This is a genomic window from Pseudomonas sp. URIL14HWK12:I6 (genome assembly GCF_000514195.1).
GTDB lineage: Bacteria > Pseudomonadota > Gammaproteobacteria > Pseudomonadales > Pseudomonadaceae > Aquipseudomonas > Aquipseudomonas putida_A.
This window is the reverse complement of record NZ_AZVL01000010.1, coordinates 192,513-209,286: the sequence shown is the minus strand read 5'-3', so window position 1 is coordinate 209,286 and position 16,774 is coordinate 192,513. Positions and strand designations below refer to the sequence as shown.

Genomic DNA, 16,774 nt, shown 5'->3' with positions numbered 1-16,774 from the left:
GAAACATCAAGCTGCTTTACATACACTTCGCTTTGAAGATCTATCGACAATAGCCTTAACAATCTCCTCCATAACAGGCGAACATACCGCATTCCCCATCAGTTTTACTTTATCCCGCCTAGTAACTTCAGGAAAGATGTAATTATCAGGAAAACCCATCGCGCGCCTAAGTTCATCTGGCTGCAGCATTCTCATCATATGCCCACTAGGCGTAGGCATGACAAACGCAAACCTGTCGACCGTCGTTATAGTTCGCAGCGGATCATCCATTCTCTGCCAACCACCTGAACCATCTGTGCCGTAATAGACAATTAGAAACGCCTTATCTACCCCCAATTCAGCAATCGCTCGTTCCGCACGTGCAAGCGTATCTTTAGCTCGCCGAGGCGAACGTAGCGGATTCATTTTGTACTTCCCAGTTCGGTCCAAAATATCCCAAACATTTTTATATTGCGTATTACTTGGAACAATAACACCTGGAAGTTCTTGACGATCAGCAATCATAAACAATCGTCGCCGCCGTTGAGCAACCCCAAACTTCGACGCATCGATTACTTGCTCTCGAACTTTGTAATTCAACTTTTCTAATTCATTTAACAACTCGTCATAACGCGACCAAGGCTTCATATGAACCACATTTTCCAGCGTTATCCAACGAGGTTTCATTACTTTTGCATACCGGATAACTTGAAACGCAGTGTCCTTACTATCTTCAGAACGAGGTTTAGCACCACGCGCGCACGTATGATGAGTACATTCTGGTGATGAGATGAGCAGGTCAATAGGCCCAGTCGCTTTCAATATTTTCCTGGGGCTAAGCTTTCGCAGATCCCCCTGATAGACCTGAGCCTCTGGGAAGTTGAGCCGGAATGAGTCAACAGCTGGCCCCCAAAGATCCACGCCACCAACGATAGTCGCGCCCCCCTCTCGGGCTCCTAAACTGGCACCTCCTGCCCCGCAGAACATGTCAAACGCGCGAATCTGATCCATTTCAAGGCCTTTAAATTAATCTTCTAGCCAGGTTACCAGGTTCCCGGCACCATTCAACACTGATGGCACTAGGACACCACCATGACAGACAACCTGGTTTACTCTGTTGACGAGCTGTCAAGCTCAGATTTGATGATTGACGCCCGCTACGCCGGTAGCCGCAATGGCAATTCCAGCGATGATCCGCTGACGAAGCTACTGAACCTTAGCAATCAAGGTGGCTTCAGGATCAGAGGAAAACGAAATGACCCACGCCTCATAGCCCTGTTATCGAGCATGGAGGATCTTGATTGGCCCGACGAATTGGACCTCTCTACAGGTGTGTTCACCTACTACGGCGATAACAAGAAGCCCGGGCGTAAATTGGACGAAACCCATCGCTATGGCAACAATCTTTTAGAGCTTATTTTCGAGCGGCAGCACTCTGGCGACAGGGCAGATATCCCACCCATATTCGTTTTCACCAAAGCAGGAATCTATCGAGATGTAATTTTCAGGGGGCTTGCCGTTCCGGGTCGAATCGGAAGCACTCACAACGATGATTTGGTAGCTGTGTGGCATGCCAGCAAAGGTCAGCGCTTTCAGAACTACAGGGCGACTTTCACAATTCTTGACTTGCCAGAGATTTCACGGGATTGGCTGACGGACATCATCAATGGCATGCGAGCAAGCGATAGCGAACACGCACCGCTTGAGTGGATGAAATGGGTTCGCTCCGGGCAATACACTCCTCTGATTGCCAAGCGATCTCAGCCTATCCGCTCAAAAAAGGAACAGCTGCCATCTTCGAAAGAAGACATGAAAATGCTTTCGATCCTACACAAGCACTTCGAGTCAGATCCGTATGCATTTGAGGCATGCGCAGCACATCTGGTGAGGGTTTGTTTGCCTGATACGGTTGAACTCGATCTGACGAGGCGGTATCGCGATGGTGGTCGAGACGGTACGGGAAAACTCAGAATTGGAAGGCCAGAAACTTCAGTTCTAGTAGATTTTGCAATCGAAGCTAAATGCTACGGGATTGCTAACTCGGTAGGCGTTCGTGAAGTATCCAGGTTGATTTCTCGCCTACGGCACCGACAATTTGGCGTGATCATCACCACCTCCTGGCTTCATGACCAAGCCTACAAGGAGATCGTAGAAGACGGCCATCCTGTGATGATCCTTGCAGGAAGGGACATAGTTGAGCTTCTTCGCGAAACTGGACTACAAGACAGCAACGCAGTGATGACGTGGTTGAACATGAGCTTCCCCTTGAACGAGGTGTGAATGAGTGCAGACATAGTCTCCCCCGAGCACCGCTCCAGGATCATGTCCAAGATCCGGGGTAAGAACACAAAGCCAGAAATGGTCGTGCGTTCACTATGTCACCAGATGGGGCTCCGATTCCGCCTACACAGAAGAGACCTGCCGGGAACACCTGATCTGGTGTTCCCGAAATATCGCCTATGCATGTTCGTTCACGGCTGTTTTTGGCACCGACATCCCGAGTGTAAATATGCATATATGCCAAAAAGCAGGGTCGATTTTTGGCATACCAAATTTACGAAAAATGTTGAAAGGGATCTCAATGCCCAACAGGCTCTGATCAATCTTGGATGGCGGGTGGTAACAATCTGGGAGTGCCACACAAAAAACAGATATCTCCTACGCACTGAAATCCAAAAGGCGTTCAACGTTGAAGCCTAAGGACTACACGCATCTTCATCTCAGAATATTTCGCGTTTTTGAAGGCTTGACCATGCAACGTTGAGCCCCTAGGCTCACAACTCGGCGCCTAAGAAACGCCTCAACCAGAGCGGTCCTCCGCACCCGACAGTCATGCGGCTTTTTTCGTCTGCGGTTTCTCTACGCCTGCGAAAAATCCCGTTATGTCGGGAGTGGGCGAATACAAGACCCGAAAGGGGAATATGTCCGGCCCGTCTCTGGTGGGTTTCTTAGCTCCCGACACCCTAATGAATGCCCTAAGAAAGCAGCCAGAGGTAAATGGAAATGCCTGACTATCCAACCTTCATGATGAAGGTGAATCGCTGTAATCGCCGTTCGAATCCCGTGCTTCCAGGTCTGGAGGCATGCCATGTCTGAACCACTTCTCCCGACTCGTTTCACCCGCAACAAAACCCACCTGCATGCCCTACTGGTCGAGAACCAAGCGTGGTTCTGCGTCCATGAACTGGGCCGGTTAATGGGTAAACATCTTGATGAGCGCCAGTTGCGCAAACTCGACGCTGACCAGCGTCAGATGATTTGCGTGGAGACCTATGGCGAAGCTGAGGACCACATGATGGTGAGTGAGTCAGGTGTGTATGCACTGCTGATCTATCACTACTGTCCTGAGTACCGGCAGCTTCGTGAATGGCTGACGCATCAGGTCGTGCCTGCGCTGCGTGATGCTCGTCCGGCGCGCTCGGTTGAGCGTCCGATATTGAGTGTCTTGAGTTGGCCGCAGATGTCGCTGAGTACGTTGCACTGGCAGGACGAGCCGTGGATTCGGTTGCGGGATATGCCTTGTTTGCTGGCGAATGATCCGTTCACTAGGGAGAAGTCACGATGGCGTAATGCGCTACGGTTCCTTATAGAAAGGTAGTAGTTGGCAAATTAACTGATCCGCCGCCGTTTGCCGGCGGCGGATTAGATCGAGCAAAATACAGACGAAAAACTTGCAGTATTGAACGAGTCAGAGGAATTCAAAACGGGATAAAAATTAGCCTTCACCAAATGGAAAATGCGCGTGCGAGATGCTCCACGAGGGTATAAACGCAAAACAAAACAGAAAATATTATGGGCAGAAGTTTACCCATCACCATCGGACTGAAACCTTCCCATATGTTGTATTGCCGGATTTCTTCCAAAATCACACCTCCATCATCCTTACCTTTGTACTTATCCTCCAACTCCTTCATAACTCTCCACAGAGCACTATTTTTTCTATTGCCAGACTCCCGCAACAAAACACACAAGAAAAAAAACAAGACACATCCCATTACAAACAAATTAAAACCTGGAGATATCTTCGTGACAGATAGAGTAGCCAGAGAAAACCCAACCAAAATAACAATTAAACCACTTATTCCGGAAAGTCGTTTTTCGACGTAATCCGTATAAGCCTCGAGCAGTCTCTTCCGTTCGTAGTTGGTCATAACAATCAGTACCTGATATCAAATAATTAAAAATGAGCTCTTTTTAAACTCATACAGCTCAAAATTTTAGCGTGCGAGCTTTCGCCTCAGAACCAAACGGAACTAAAGGCCGAACAGCAAAAATCAAATCATCAACATGCATAATAACGCTCCTAGCGACAATCAATAGAAACACCGCCAAACAAACAACTTACCTTTCACTCCATAAAAGCCAATACCACTTTACGCTCACCAAACTAAAAAACCATCTTAAATGCATATATTTTTCTGCAGGTCGTCGCATCGTATAATATTTAAAGAAAAAAAACACCCCACACCAAGGTATCTAAAACGCGTATTGACACAGGTTATTCATTAGCCCAAATTCCACATCATCCTGAAAACAATCAGTGCAACCCGCCGCGCCTCCCGCTATTAATACCCCTCCCCACTCAAGGATCCGAGCCCCACCATGAAATTCGACCTCGCCTACTGCCTCAGCCTCGACGACAAGTTGTCGATCTATGACGTTCGCGATCTCAATTTCGATGAGACGGTGGCGTTTGACTCCGCGAAAGAGAATTTCCAGTGCCCCAACGATGCCTGTCGTTCGTCGTTCGATGCGTCGAACGAGTTAGGCACGTTCAACGCCAAGAACGTGAATTACGTGCGCACGCCGCACTTCAAGAATCTACCCACTACGCAGCATGTAGCGGGTTGTCCGTATGTAAGTTTGAAGGCGTCGGCATCTGGCGTTGAGACGGCGGATGGCGAAACGGATGACGCTCGCGAGGAACACTTCCCGTCGGAGTTGTTGCTGACGCGGCGTGAGTATGGGCACAAGCCAGCTGCGCCGGCGGGCGCGGCGGATGTGTTGCGGGATGATCCGGTGCGGGTGGCGCAGGTGAGTTCCAGGGAGTCGCCGGGGCGTGAGACGGCGCCGGACAAGACCAGTGTGTTTGCGCATCCGGTGGAGTGTTTTGTCTCTAATTTCGCCGACAAGGAGTTGCTCAAGCGCATGCCGTTGAAGATCGGCGAGCACACGGCGCCTTATGGCTCGTTCTTCAAGAAGATCGAGTATCTGACGGACAACAAGGGGCTGATTTACTGGGGCAAGATCAAGGAGATCAAGGATTACACCCAGAGTTTTCGCATCGATTTCGAGCAGAAGGTCTGGTTCAAGCAGGCGGATGAGGCGAAGAAGAAGCCGTATTCGGTGAACGTTTACTTGAGCAAGAAGTTGATCGACAACTACCGCAAGCGCAAGGCGTTTCTGGAAGAGATCAAGCATGCGATCGACAGCGACAAGGAGTTGTTCTGTTTCTTCTATGGCGTGACGCCGGAGTTGAAGCAGGTGCCGAGCAAGAAGAACCCCGAACAGACGTTCGGGGTGTTCAGTGCCAACATCGAGAACCTGGATCACTTCATTGTGCGGGAGGCGCCGGGGTTGGCGTGACGGTTAACCTTTGGGCAATTGCAGTTTGGCTGCGCCACGGTGCTGGTTGACCAGCGAGTACGGCAGCACTGACCAATCGGGGTTGTCGCAGTTACGTTGGTAACGGGCGAAGTAAGCGCCCAAGTAAATCCCCTTCGATGTGAAGTGCCAGTTGGAATAGCCCCAGACACTTTCATCGGTGTAATCGCAGTTGCCATCGTCTTCGGCGGGCTTCTTCATCTCTTCGGGATAGAGCGTGGTGAACTGTTTGACCAGCCACGGCGCCATGACTTTCATCTGATCGTATTCGGTGGTCGCGCTATTCGGTTCACCAATCCACACTACATCTTTGAGTTTCAACAATTCGCCAGTGTGGACGTCGAGGTTGATTGGCGAACTGCCGAAATCCGGGTGGGCACCGCCGCAGCTGTAACCGGTGGAGATGTCCAGGCTGACCACATCCGGCGAGAGAAACTCCGGGGCAGCCCCTTGATCGAACTCGGCATATTCCCCGCCATCCATCATGCAGCGGTGATAGTCGATGACTTCAGTCCAGAGCCGTCCGAGCAAGTGGTTGTTGATCCGCTGCTGCTCTTCCTTCGTATAGCCAGACTCGACACTGAACAGCGAAATCTTCGACTCAGGCTCCGTCCACCATTGCAGGTCGTAGCCCATGAAGTTTTCTTTCTTCTCCGGTTTGAGCTTGAGCCCCTGTAAGCGCAAATACTCGTAGGGATCGCTCTTCGGCAGAGTGGCAATAAAGGGCAGCGTAGTTGCGCTCGGCGCAGGAAGTTTGGCTTCGGTCAGTTGCACCGGTAGCTTCTTGCCCTTGGGGTTTTGCCATTCGCCCTGCCAGCCATTGGCGGTGGATTTCAACTTCAGGGTTGGCAGCGGTTTGTCGTCGCCATAGCGGTTGTTGCCTTCAACAAGGTTCAACGTGCTGTCTTGCAGCGAGCCACTGAGCTCCAGGTCGCGGTGATACTTCTCATAGAAGTAGCGGCCGGTAACTTCGTCCTGCTGCGTGGTGTTGAGCTCCACCACAATCGGCATCTTGCCCAGCGTACCGGTGAACACGCGTCGGCCATCTTCGGCATGGGCGGTGGAAATCAGTGTGAACAGCGCCGCAGCGTATGGCGCCAGGCGCAGCAGTCCCTTGAGCATGGATCGATCCTTGAATGAATGAGGCTGCGGAGTATGCAGAGGATGCGTGCAGGAATCGAGGCTCTACTTGAGCAGCATGCCCAACATCACGATGATCAGCAGCGCGATGTACACCCAAGCATGCAGCCGATCCGGTATCCGCCCGATCCACGGCGTGGCCATTCGAATCCCGACCAACGACCCCAGCGTCAGCACTGCAAACGCCAGCAAATCCACATACCCGACAAACCAAGCGCCCAGATCCGTCTCGCTGAAACCGGCCAGTGCCATGTAGGTCAACGTCCCGGCCACTGCCACCGGCACGCTCAACGGGTTCGCCATGGATGTGGCCTGGGACATGCTCAGTCCGCAGCGGCGCAGGAGCGGTACGGTCATGACGCTTCCTCCTACGCCGAGGAACGTGGCGATGGCGCCGATGCCTACACCGCCGGCGGATATTTCCTTGCGATCCAATCGGCGTGGGATGACGCCTTCGCTGCGGGTGAGGAAGCCGCGTCTGAGCAGGCAGTCGATGATGGTCACGCCGAGGTAGGCGATGAAGGTGTAGCGAATCACCTCGCCGCTGACCCACACCGCGGCGATCGCGCCGATGATCGCGCCCAGGGCGATGAAGCCGCCGAGGGGCCACAGGTAATGGCGGATCAGGTTGCCGGCGCGGCGGTGTTTGTCGGTGGCGATCAGGGCGTTGACGATCATCACGCAGGTCGAGGTGGCGACGGCGATGTGCATGGCCGATTGGCTGATGGGGTCGTCGGCGCCGTGGCTGGCGGTGAGCATGCGGTAGAGCAACGGCACGACGACGAAGCCGCCGCCGAAGCCGAAGAGCACGGCGGTGATGCCGGTCATACAGCCGAAAAGGGTCAACAAGAGATAGAACATGGCGCGTCTTCCGGTGGTGGCGAGCGGTTGACAATAGAGCGACGCGGCTTGGCCTGCTTCAGCAACTCAGCCAATAATGTTTGCGTTTACGCCAACTACCGGAAACGCTCGATGCGCAATGTTTCGATCAATCTGCTGGATCACACACCGCGCCCGGTGGTGGCGATCGGTACGGATTATTCCCACGGCCATCTGTTGCCGTTTCATACGCATCGACGGGCGCAGTTGTTGTACGGCGCGACGGGGGTGATGCAGGTTCGTACTCATGACGGCAACTGGGTGGTGCCGCCGCAGCGGGCGGTGTGGATTCCGCCGGGGGTGGCGCATGAGGTGCTGATGCTCGGCGTGAGTACGCGCAGTTTGTACATCGAGCCGGGGGCGGTGGACTTGGGTGGGCGCTGCCAGGTGCTCAGCGTTTCACCGTTGATGCGGCACTTGTTGATGGAAGCCGTGGAAGTGCCGCTGACTTATGACCTCGAAGGACGCGACGGCGTATTGATCGACCTGCTGCTGCATGAACTGGCGCGCAGTGCGCCCCTGCCCTTGCACATTCCGCTGCCGACTGACGGAAAGCTCCTGGCTTTGTGTCAGACCTTTCTGCTTCAGCCGAACGCCCATCAGTCGCCGCAACACTGGGCCGAGCAGTTGCACATAAGCTTGCGCACCTTCAACAGACTGTTTCGGCAGCAGACCGGGTTGAGCTTCAGCCAATGGCGGCAACAGGCCTGCGTGGTGCTGGCGCTGGCGCGGCTGGCGGCCGGTGAAGCGGTGACGCGGATCGCCCTGGACTTCGGTTACGAGAGCCCGGCGGCGTTCTCGACGATGTTTCGGCGCATCCTCGGACAGGCACCGTCCGTCTGGTTGGAGGCGGCGAACTAGGGCAAATCAAAAAATGCGTTTGATCCCGGCCGAAAACAACTGTACAAAAACACAGTACATTTTCAATCAGCACTCTTGAGCCCGGAGCACACCATGGCCTCTCTTGCGATGAACCACATCCTCGAACGCATTGCCCTTTTCCAGTTCACCCCGACGCACTGCGTCCAGGCCCGAGCGATGCTGGGCTGGAGCGTGGAACAACTGTCGCGCGAGGCGGAGGTTGCGGTGGATGATATCCAGCGGTTTGAAGCGCAGCAGGACGTGGCGGATGCGACGCGGCTGGCGTTGGCTTATCGGTTTGAGGCACAGGGGCTGGTGTTCTTTCCCGGGTTTGCGCCGGGTCGCAAATTGAATCCCCAGGCCATGCAGCAGAACGTTGCAGAGCGTGGGGATTTTGCTTAGGTGGAATGATTACTTGAACGCAGGGTGCCGCAGCTCGGCCGAGGCTTGTTCATAGCTGTAGGCCATGGCGAACAATTGCGGCTCGCTCCATGCTTTGCCGAAAAAGAACACGGACGTGGGTATACCGTTAGCGCTCATGCCCGATGGCAGGGTTACCGCCGGATAACCAGCCACTGCGGCAGAAAATTGCGAGTAACCATCCGCTTCGGCAACCATTGCGTCGAGGTTGTGTTCGCGCAGTTGCTCGTCAATGGCGTCCTTGAAGTTTTTGCTGATGCTCAAGATCGATCCGCTGGCCTGTTCGTGAGTCATGTCCAGCGCATTCATCGCTTCGAGCGTGGCCTGCCCATAGCCCTCCTTGCCGGGATTGAGCTGATTGAAGTCGATCAGGTCCTGCAACGACTGGATCGGCAGACCGGAACGGCTGACGAGATATTCAGGCAATTCGTACTTCATCGCGCCCATCAGACCGGGTACGAAATTATCGATATCAGGTAAACGAACGGTCACTGGCACGAGCGTCGCACCTTGTTTCTCGAGTGTGATCATTGCCTTCTGAAACTCCACTCCGGGAGTCAGAACCACGCCGTCCGTTCCCTCGTAAGCGGCGGGATAACCGATACGCTTGCCTTGCAGGGCATCGTTTGCCAGTAACGCGGTGTAGTCGATTCCTGTCGGGGCGATCGATGTCGCGGAGTCTGCCGCATCCGAGCCTTGCAACACGTTGAACATCATCGCCGCGTCACGGACAGTGCGTGTCAAAGTACCAGGGGTGTCTTGCAGACGGGTGATTGGCACCACCCCGGTGCGACTGAACAGACCCAAGGTGGGTTTGACGCCGATTACGCCATTGGCCGATGCCGGGCAAGTGATCGAACCGTTGGTTTCCGTGCCCAAGGAGATCGGCGCGAAACCGGCAGCCACGGCAGCGGCCGATCCAGAACTGGAACCGCAGATCTCCTCGCTCAGTGCATGCGGGTTTTTCCCTTGCCCACCACGTCCGCTCCAACCATGGGGTAACCCCATTTCCCGCACATAAGCCCATTCGCTCATGTTGGCTTTACCCAGAATAATCGCGCCGGCATCCCGTAGCTGTTTAACCACAAAAGCATCGTTGGCTGCCGGTTGACCGACCATGGCCAAGGAGCCGGCGCTGGTTTGCAGGCTGTCGGCGGTATCAAAATTGTCTTTGAGCAGCACCGGAATACCATGCAACGGGCCACGCGACTGTCCCTCGTTACGCTCGTTATCCAGCGCGGTAGCTATTTCGATGGCTTGTGAATTCAGTTCGACGATGGCGTGGATAGCAGGGCCTTGCTTGTCCAGCTCGGCAATTCGCTGATGGAAGTGTTCAACCAGTTCAACAGCAGTGAGCTCATTGTCGGCCATCATTTTGCTGAGTTCACTGACGCTGGCGTAATGAAGATCAGTGGCCGAATGGGCACTGGCGGCGACTCCTGTCGCTGCCAGTGCGACCAATATGGATCTCGTCAGCGTATTCACGCGACGTTTGAAGAAATGCGTCATGTCTATCGTCCTTGTTTAGGCTAATCACGAGTGATTCATTCACTCGCGACCAAGCCTACCGAGGACATAGGAAAGAGCTGTCAGCCAGCTGGACTACCGACAGTAGGAAAAGTCATCCCGACTTGTAGCCGCTACCAGCAATTGGGGCGTTTTCCGACACATCCTGCTCCATATTCAGCCACCACGTGTGCCCCCGCTGCGGCTGCATCAAATTAAACGCCTCGCCCATTCGCGGCGTGGTAATCGAAACACTACGCTCCCAGGCCAGCGCCAGAATCCGGTCAAACGGCTCATGCCAGGCGTGCATTGCCAGGTCGAAGGTGCCGTTGTGGATCGGAAACAGCCAGCGGCCCTTGAGGTCGAGGTGCGCTTGCAGGGTTTCTTCGGGTTGCATGTGCACGTGTGGCCATTCGACGTTGTAGGCGCCGGTTTCCATCAGGGTCAGGTCGAACGGGCCGTATTGTTCGCCGATGCGTTTGAAGCCGTCGAAGTAGCCGCTGTCGCCGCTGAAGAAGATCCGCGTGTCGCCGTCGATCATCACCCACGAGGCCCACAGGGTGCTGTTGCTGTCGAACAGGCTGCGGCCGGAGAAGTGCTGCGAGGGAGTGGCAACGAAGCGGATGCCGGCGATTTCGGTGCCCTGCCACCAGTCGTACTGGCGAACTTTACTGGCGTCGATGCCCCATTTGATCAGGGTGTCGCCGACGCCCAGCGGGGTCAGGAAATAGTTGGTTTTGGCCGCCAGTTGCAGTACCGCCTGGTAATCGAGGTGGTCGTAATGGTTGTGCGACAGGATCACCGCTTCGATCGGCGGCAACTGGTCGATGCTGATCGGCGGCTGGTGAAAACGTTTCGGGCCGGCCCATTGCACGGGCGACGCACGCTCGGCGAAGACCGGGTCAGTGATCCAGAATTTGTCGCGCATTTTCAGCAGCAGGGTCGAGTGACCGAGGCGATAGACGCTGTGATTCGGTGCTGCCAGCAGGTCTTCACGGGTCAGCGGTTGCACCGGGATCGCGGCGGCCGGTCGGGTATTGCGCGGCTTGTTGAAAATCATGTTCCACATGATCCGCAGCATCTTGCGCCCACCTTCGCGCTGCACCGGCGCATGGTTACGGAACAGCCCTTGATCCTGGCGAGAGGCTTCAGGCGTGGAAGTTTGATCCGCAGAAAAATCTGGATTGGCCATGACTGAGAGACTCCAGAAAAACCGCGCAATTCACGGTTTTTCACGGTGGGACGATAAATGGCCAAAGCACGCACGCATCAGCCGAACTGTCTGTTTTTTAGGTTGCGCGGATTAACGCAACATTACACTGGGCGGTGTAGTTTCTAGGTTGCATGAAACGTGATGACAAGTAAACTGCCAAGTGTAATTCCACCCCTTCTCTGCCGAAGCGTACTTATGACAGCTCCACAACGTCTCACCGACCGCAAACGCGAAGCCATCATCCAGGCGGCAATTGCCGAATTCCGTGCCAACGGGTTCGAGGTCACCAGCATGGACAAGATCGCGGCCACCGCCGGGGTGTCGAAGCGCACGGTGTACAACCACTTTCCCAGCAAAGAAGAGCTGTTCGCCGAAATTCTCAACCAACTCTGGGCACGGATTACCGACGAGCAAGCCGTGACCTATCGCGCGGATCAGCCGCTGCGCGAGCAACTGCTGCCCATGTTGCTGGCTAAACTGCAGATGATGGCCGATGACAACTTTCTCGGACTGGCGCGGGTGGCGATCGCTGCCACCATTCATTCTCCGGAGCGCGCGCAGGACATGGTGGCGCGCATGGGAGAGCGGGAGGAAGGCCTGACGGTGTGGATTCGCGCTGCGCTGGCGGATGGTCGGCTGAAAACCGTAAACGCAGAATTCGCCGCGCAACAGGTGCAAGGGCTGTTGAAGTCGTTCGGTTTCTGGCCGCAGATTTCCATGGGCCTGCCGCCGCTGGATGCAGACACGCAAAAAGCCGTGGCCGAGTCGGCCATGGAGATGTTTCTGGCCAGATACCAGCTCTAAACCGGCCCTCTCCTGCGCCCCGCCACGATTAAATGGCTCGGAAGGACACTGATTATTCCCGTTGGAATAAATGACAATGTCCGACAATTGACCGACGAACGGTCAACCTGAAAAAACACTTCAAAGTATTTCAGGATGAATCTGGCGCAGGACATCATGGAAAATCAACGCGGCAAAGGCTTGTCATTCGCCAGACGCATTTATCTGCCCAGGATTATCGGTCTGGGTGTCGGCTTTTTCAGCGTCGCGGCCGCGCTGTATCCGTTGCACATGCCGAACTGGCTCTGGGCGCTGCTGGTGTTCAACGGTTTTATCTGGCCGCATCTGGCCTATCAGATTTCGACCCGCTCGACCTTCCCCTACCATGCCGAACGCCGCAACCTGTTGTACGACTCGTTGTGCGGGGGGTTCTGGACCGCGTGCTTTCAGTTCAATCCGCTGACCACCGTGACCATCCTGTCGATGATGACCATGAACAATGTCGCCGCTGGTGGACGACGTCTGTTCCTGCTGGGCGCTCTCGCCCAAATCGCCGGCGTGCTGCTGGGCTGTTTACTGTTCGGCTTCAAGTTCAGCCTGACGATGACGCAAATCGAGGTTTGGGCCTGCCTGCCGATGCTGACCTTGTACCCCTTGGCCTTGGGCATGGTCAGTTACCAACTGGCGATCAAACTTGCACAACACAAACGTGCACTCAGAGACCTGAGCCGCACCGACAGCCTCACCGGGCTGCTCAATCACGGCGCCTGGAAGGATCTGCTCCATACGCGTTTCACCCGCTGCCGAGATAACAACACCCAGGACATTCTGGCGCTGATCGACATCGATCATTTCAAGACCATCAACGACAACTATGGGCACATCGTTGGCGACGCCGTGCTGCGCGAGTTGAGCCAGGCACTCAAAGGGCTGCTGGCCGAAGGTGAACGGGCCGGCCGTTATGGCGGCGACGAGTTTTGCCTGATCCTGCCCGACCAGCCACTCAATAAAGCCGAGGCGCAAATGGAACGATTGCGTCAGGCGATGGATCAATATCGGCACCCGGATGTGCCAGAGCTGCGCGTCAGCCTGAGTATCGGTCTGGCCCGGTTTCAGCCGTCGTACAGCGACGCGGTTGCCTGGCTGGATGACGCCGACAAAGCGCTGTACACCGCCAAACACACGGGGCGCAACACCATCAGCGTGGCGCTGAGCAGTCCGGGCTAAGAAGACGCCCCCCCGCCCTCAGCCTTGAAAAAACTGATTCGCAATTTCTTGTACAACTCAAGGTAGTTTGTATAAGATCGGCTCGTCAGCCTGGATGCTGGCACTTTGCAGTCAATGACAAATGCTCATCCAGCATTTGCTCTGCCAGCGCGGAAACAGGGACACAAACCTCGTCTTTCCCTACTTCCAGGTACTGCCCCTATGTTTTTCAAACGCCACCAGTCCGAACTCAACGACCTTCAACACACCATCACCGAACAGAACGGCCTGCTTGAAGCGATCAATCGCTCCATGGCGGTGATCGAGTTCGACCTTGAAGGCGTAGTGTTAAAGGCCAATGACAACTTCCTCAAAACCATGGGTTACCGCGCCGAACAGGTGATCGGCCAGCCGCATCGCTTGTTCTGCACCGCGGAGTTTGGCCGCAGCGCGCAATACACCGAACTGTGGTCGCGCCTGAAAAACGGCCAGTTCCAGTCCGGCACCTTCGAGCGGATCAACAGCCAGGGCCAGCCGGTCTGGCTGGAAGCCAATTACAACCCGATCAAGGATGCGTCGGGACGCGTGGTCAAAGTGGTCAAGTTCGCCATGGACGTGACGACCAAGGTTCAGCAGGAAAGCGAGGCCAACGCCAAGCTGCAGGCGATCGACCGGGCGATGGCGGTGATCGAATTCGACCTCAACGGCGGCATTCTCACCGCCAACCAGAATTTTCTGACGCGCATGGGTTACACGCTCGCCGAACTGAAGGGTAAACATCACCGTTTGTTCTGCCGCGCGGAGCTGGTCAACAGCAGCGCTTATGAGGATTTCTGGCGGCGCCTGAATCAGGGTGAACTGTTCCAGGGCCAGTTCGAACGTGTCGACAAGCGCGGCCAGAGTGTGTGGCTGGAGGCCAACTACAACCCGGTGTACGACGCCGCCGGGCGTTTGTGCAAAGTGGTGAAATTTGCCACGGACGTCACCGCCCGTGTCGAGCAGCACGAGCACGATGCGCGCAGCGCCAGCGCTGCTTATCACATCTCGGTGGAAACCCGGAAAGTCGCCGAGCAAGGCACTCAGGTGATCCAGCAGGCGGCCAGTGAGATGCGCGAAATCGCTGACGATATCGCGCAGTCATCAACGCTGATCGCGCAACTTGGCGAGCGCTCGGAGCAGATCACCGCGATCGTCAACACCATCCGCGCGATTGCCGACCAGACCAATCTGCTGGCGCTCAACGCAGCGATTGAAGCAGCGCGCGCCGGGGATCAGGGGCGCGGGTTTGCCGTGGTGGCGGACGAAGTGCGGCAACTGGCGGCGCGGACCAGCGGCTCGACGGCGGAGATATCCAACATGATCGGTTTGATCCAGAGCGAAACGCGACAGGCGATCAAAAGCATGGAAGGCACCCGCGGGCGTGCGGCGCAAGGCGTTGAACTGGCGGATCAGGCTGGCAGCGTGATTCTGCAGATCCGCGATGGCGCCAGTGAAGCGGTGCAGGCGGTGAGCATGTTTGCCAATGAGCGGGCGCCGGGCTGAGAGACCGCGTCGCGGCCTTCGCGAGCAGGCTCGCTCCCACATTGGAATGCGTTCCCCTGTAGGAGCGGGCTTGCTCGCGAAAGGGCCATAAGCCGCGATGCAGGACTATAGTGACCTTCAGTCCCAAGTCCTGCCGAGCCCATCATGACCACAGAAAAACCCGACGTCCCCGCGCCCGCCCCCGTCGACCACTTGCGCTTCCACCGCCCCCACGCCCACCTCAACACCACCTTCGGCAACGACACGTTCGCCTTGCGCGCTGAGGCCTTCGCGCGGTTCTTCGGCACGCCTACCTTTCTTGGCGCACAAACCCTGATCGTGCTGTTGTGGGTGTGCCTCAATGCGACGGGTATCACCACTTTCGACGTGTATCCGTTCATCCTGCTCAACCTCGCGTTCAGCCTGCAATCGGCTTATGCCGCGCCACTGATTCTGCTGGCACAAACCCGGCAAGCCGCGCGGGACAAGGCGCAATCGGACGCCGACGCGCAACACCGTGAAGCGCTGGCGGTGGCCAACAGCGAGCGCCAGGCGCAGGCCGCGCAGACCACCGCGCAACTGCTCGAACTGCTGGAGCAGAACACCCGCCTCACCGAAATGACCAAGAGCCTGACCGAACGCATCGAAGGCCTGACCCGCGAACTGCATGCGCACATCTGCCAGAACCCGCAACGCTGATCACGGCAACCGCAGTGCCCGCCCCAGTTCATCGAACAGCGTGACCACCGAGCGCAATGCTCGGCAATCCGGGCGGGTCAGCAACCACAGCGCGGTGTCGTAGCCGTGCAACGGTTCGCTGAGGGCCTGTAAACCTTCGGTAATGAGAAAGTCCGGCAACGCCGCCACACCGAGTCCGCCGCGCACCAGTTCCGTCACCGAGAGCATGCTGTTGCAGCGATAAGCCGGGGTCACACCGGGCAACTGCTGACGGCGCCAAGCGACGGTCGGGTGATCCGGCAGAAACTCGTCCGGGGCGATCCAGGTCAGCGCCGCCAGATCCGTCGCATCGACGTTTTGCAGATAACGCGCACTGGCGCAGACCCGGTAGGAAATCTTCGCCAGTTGCCGTCCGACCAGATGCTCTGGCGGCGTACGCGTCAGGCGCAGGGCGATGTCGGCATCGCGGCGGTTGAGGTTGGCGAAATCGTTGGAGGTGCTCAGCTCGAGAGTCAACGCCGGATAGTTCGGCATGAACTGCGCCAGCGCCGGCAACAGCAGGCCTTGCAGCACCGAGTCGGTGCAGGTCAGGCGCACCGTGCCGCTGACCACTTCGCCGCCCTGCTCGACACCGATCCGCGCCGCTTCCAGTGCCTGCTCGGCGCGTTCGGCCTGCTCGGCGAGAGTCTGCGCGAGGGTGGTTGGCAGGTACCCGGCGCGGCTCTTTTCGAACAGTTGCTGACCCAGCGCTGACTCCAGCCGCCGCACTGCGCGAAACACCGTAGACACATCTACCCTGAGCAGCTGCGACGCCCGGGCCAGAGAGCCGCCGCGCACCAACGCAAGGATCAGCGCCAGGTCCGGGTAATCGAGTCGATAGTGCGTTGCTGCATTGATCACTTGGGGAAACGCCAATATTGAGTGCGTGAACGCCAATCTATAGTGAGCCCCGGTGATCGACAACTGCACACCCTCACCACAGAG

At 56.3% G+C, this 16,774-nt stretch carries 17 protein-coding genes; 10 read left to right on the top strand and 7 right to left on the bottom strand.

Annotated elements, in window-relative coordinates; genetic code table 11:
• Positions 1-6: 6 nt before the first annotated feature.
• Entirely contained in the window at positions 7-990 is a 984-nt protein-coding gene (locus H043_RS29800) for a DNA cytosine methyltransferase (protein ID WP_027612627.1), read from the bottom strand.
• An 81-nt stretch (positions 991-1,071) separates the two neighbouring features.
• On the opposite strand from H043_RS29800, the gene H043_RS0115550 reads away from it, so the two are divergent.
• The 3 genes from H043_RS0115550 (at position 1,072) to H043_RS0115540 (ending at position 3,577) form a co-directional block, all read left to right on the top strand.
• On the top strand, positions 1,072-2,259 hold the full coding sequence (locus H043_RS0115550; protein WP_027612626.1) for a restriction endonuclease: 1,188 nt from the start codon (positions 1,072-1,074) through the stop codon (positions 2,257-2,259).
• Complete coding sequence (locus tag H043_RS0115545; RefSeq protein ID WP_027612625.1) at positions 2,260-2,679, top strand: very short patch repair endonuclease; 420 nt, start codon at positions 2,260-2,262, stop codon at positions 2,677-2,679.
• Positions 2,680-3,067: 388 nt separating this feature from the next.
• Positions 3,068-3,577 carry a Bro-N domain-containing protein gene (locus H043_RS0115540; RefSeq protein ID WP_027612624.1) on the top strand — a complete coding sequence of 170 codons (510 nt, stop codon included), beginning with the start codon at positions 3,068-3,070 and terminating at the stop codon, positions 3,575-3,577.
• 124 nt (positions 3,578-3,701) lie between these two features.
• On the opposite strand, the gene H043_RS0115535 is transcribed toward H043_RS0115540, so the two are convergent.
• Positions 3,702-4,130, bottom strand: a complete 429-nt coding sequence (locus tag H043_RS0115535; protein WP_027612623.1) for a hypothetical protein — start codon at positions 4,128-4,130, stop codon at positions 3,702-3,704.
• Between the two features lie 451 nt (positions 4,131-4,581).
• Here H043_RS0115535 and H043_RS0115530 point away from each other — a divergent pair, with 451 nt between their 5' ends.
• Positions 4,582-5,565 (top strand): hypothetical protein, encoded by a 984-nt coding sequence (locus tag H043_RS0115530; protein WP_027612622.1) that lies wholly within the window; start codon positions 4,582-4,584, stop codon positions 5,563-5,565.
• Between the two features lie 3 nt (positions 5,566-5,568).
• On the opposite strand, the gene H043_RS0115525 is transcribed toward H043_RS0115530, so the two are convergent.
• Together H043_RS0115525 and H043_RS0115520 are read right to left on the bottom strand one after the other, a co-directional pair.
• Positions 5,569-6,705: a hypothetical protein gene (locus H043_RS0115525; protein ID WP_027612621.1), complete on the bottom strand. Its 1,137-nt coding sequence runs from the start codon at positions 6,703-6,705 to the stop codon at positions 5,569-5,571.
• A gap of 63 nt (positions 6,706-6,768) precedes the next feature.
• Complete coding sequence (locus H043_RS0115520; protein ID WP_027612620.1) at positions 6,769-7,584, bottom strand: sulfite exporter TauE/SafE family protein; 816 nt, start codon at positions 7,582-7,584, stop codon at positions 6,769-6,771.
• Between the two features lie 111 nt (positions 7,585-7,695).
• On the opposite strand from H043_RS0115520, the gene H043_RS0115515 reads away from it, so the two are divergent.
• Positions 7,696-8,463, top strand: coding sequence for a helix-turn-helix domain-containing protein (locus H043_RS0115515; protein ID WP_027612619.1), 768 nt, complete (start codon positions 7,696-7,698; stop codon positions 8,461-8,463).
• A 93-nt stretch (positions 8,464-8,556) separates the two neighbouring features.
• Positions 8,557-8,865, top strand: coding sequence for a hypothetical protein (locus H043_RS0115510; RefSeq protein ID WP_027612618.1), 309 nt, complete (start codon positions 8,557-8,559; stop codon positions 8,863-8,865).
• A 9-nt stretch (positions 8,866-8,874) separates the two neighbouring features.
• Here the strand turns inward: H043_RS0115510 and H043_RS0115505 are convergent, their stop codons facing one another.
• Together H043_RS0115505 and H043_RS0115500 are read right to left on the bottom strand one after the other, a co-directional pair.
• Entirely contained in the window at positions 8,875-10,392 is a 1,518-nt protein-coding gene (locus H043_RS0115505) for an amidase family protein (RefSeq protein ID WP_027612617.1), read from the bottom strand.
• A 112-nt stretch (positions 10,393-10,504) separates the two neighbouring features.
• Positions 10,505-11,581, bottom strand: a complete 1,077-nt coding sequence (locus tag H043_RS0115500) for an MBL fold metallo-hydrolase (protein WP_027612616.1) — start codon at positions 11,579-11,581, stop codon at positions 10,505-10,507.
• Between the two features lie 216 nt (positions 11,582-11,797).
• Here H043_RS0115500 and H043_RS0115495 point away from each other — a divergent pair, with 216 nt between their 5' ends.
• The 4 genes from H043_RS0115495 to H043_RS0115480 all read left to right on the top strand — a co-directional run bounded on the left by H043_RS0115495 (position 11,798) and on the right by H043_RS0115480 (position 15,811).
• The gene (locus H043_RS0115495) at positions 11,798-12,406 is read left to right on the top strand and encodes a TetR/AcrR family transcriptional regulator (protein WP_027612615.1); all 609 of its coding nucleotides are present in this window, start codon (positions 11,798-11,800) and stop codon (positions 12,404-12,406) included.
• Between the two features lie 156 nt (positions 12,407-12,562).
• Positions 12,563-13,612, top strand: coding sequence for a diguanylate cyclase (locus H043_RS0115490; RefSeq protein ID WP_027612614.1), 1,050 nt, complete (start codon positions 12,563-12,565; stop codon positions 13,610-13,612).
• Between the two features lie 201 nt (positions 13,613-13,813).
• On the top strand, positions 13,814-15,133 hold the full coding sequence (locus tag H043_RS0115485; RefSeq protein WP_027612613.1) for a PAS domain-containing methyl-accepting chemotaxis protein: 1,320 nt from the start codon (positions 13,814-13,816) through the stop codon (positions 15,131-15,133).
• A gap of 144 nt (positions 15,134-15,277) precedes the next feature.
• Complete coding sequence (locus H043_RS0115480) at positions 15,278-15,811, top strand: DUF1003 domain-containing protein (RefSeq protein ID WP_027612612.1); 534 nt, start codon at positions 15,278-15,280, stop codon at positions 15,809-15,811.
• On the opposite strand, the gene H043_RS0115475 is transcribed toward H043_RS0115480, so the two are convergent.
• Entirely contained in the window at positions 15,812-16,753 is a 942-nt protein-coding gene (locus tag H043_RS0115475) for a LysR family transcriptional regulator (RefSeq protein WP_027612611.1), read from the bottom strand. It abuts the gene before it with no gap.
• Between the last annotated feature and the right edge of the window lie 21 nt (positions 16,754-16,774).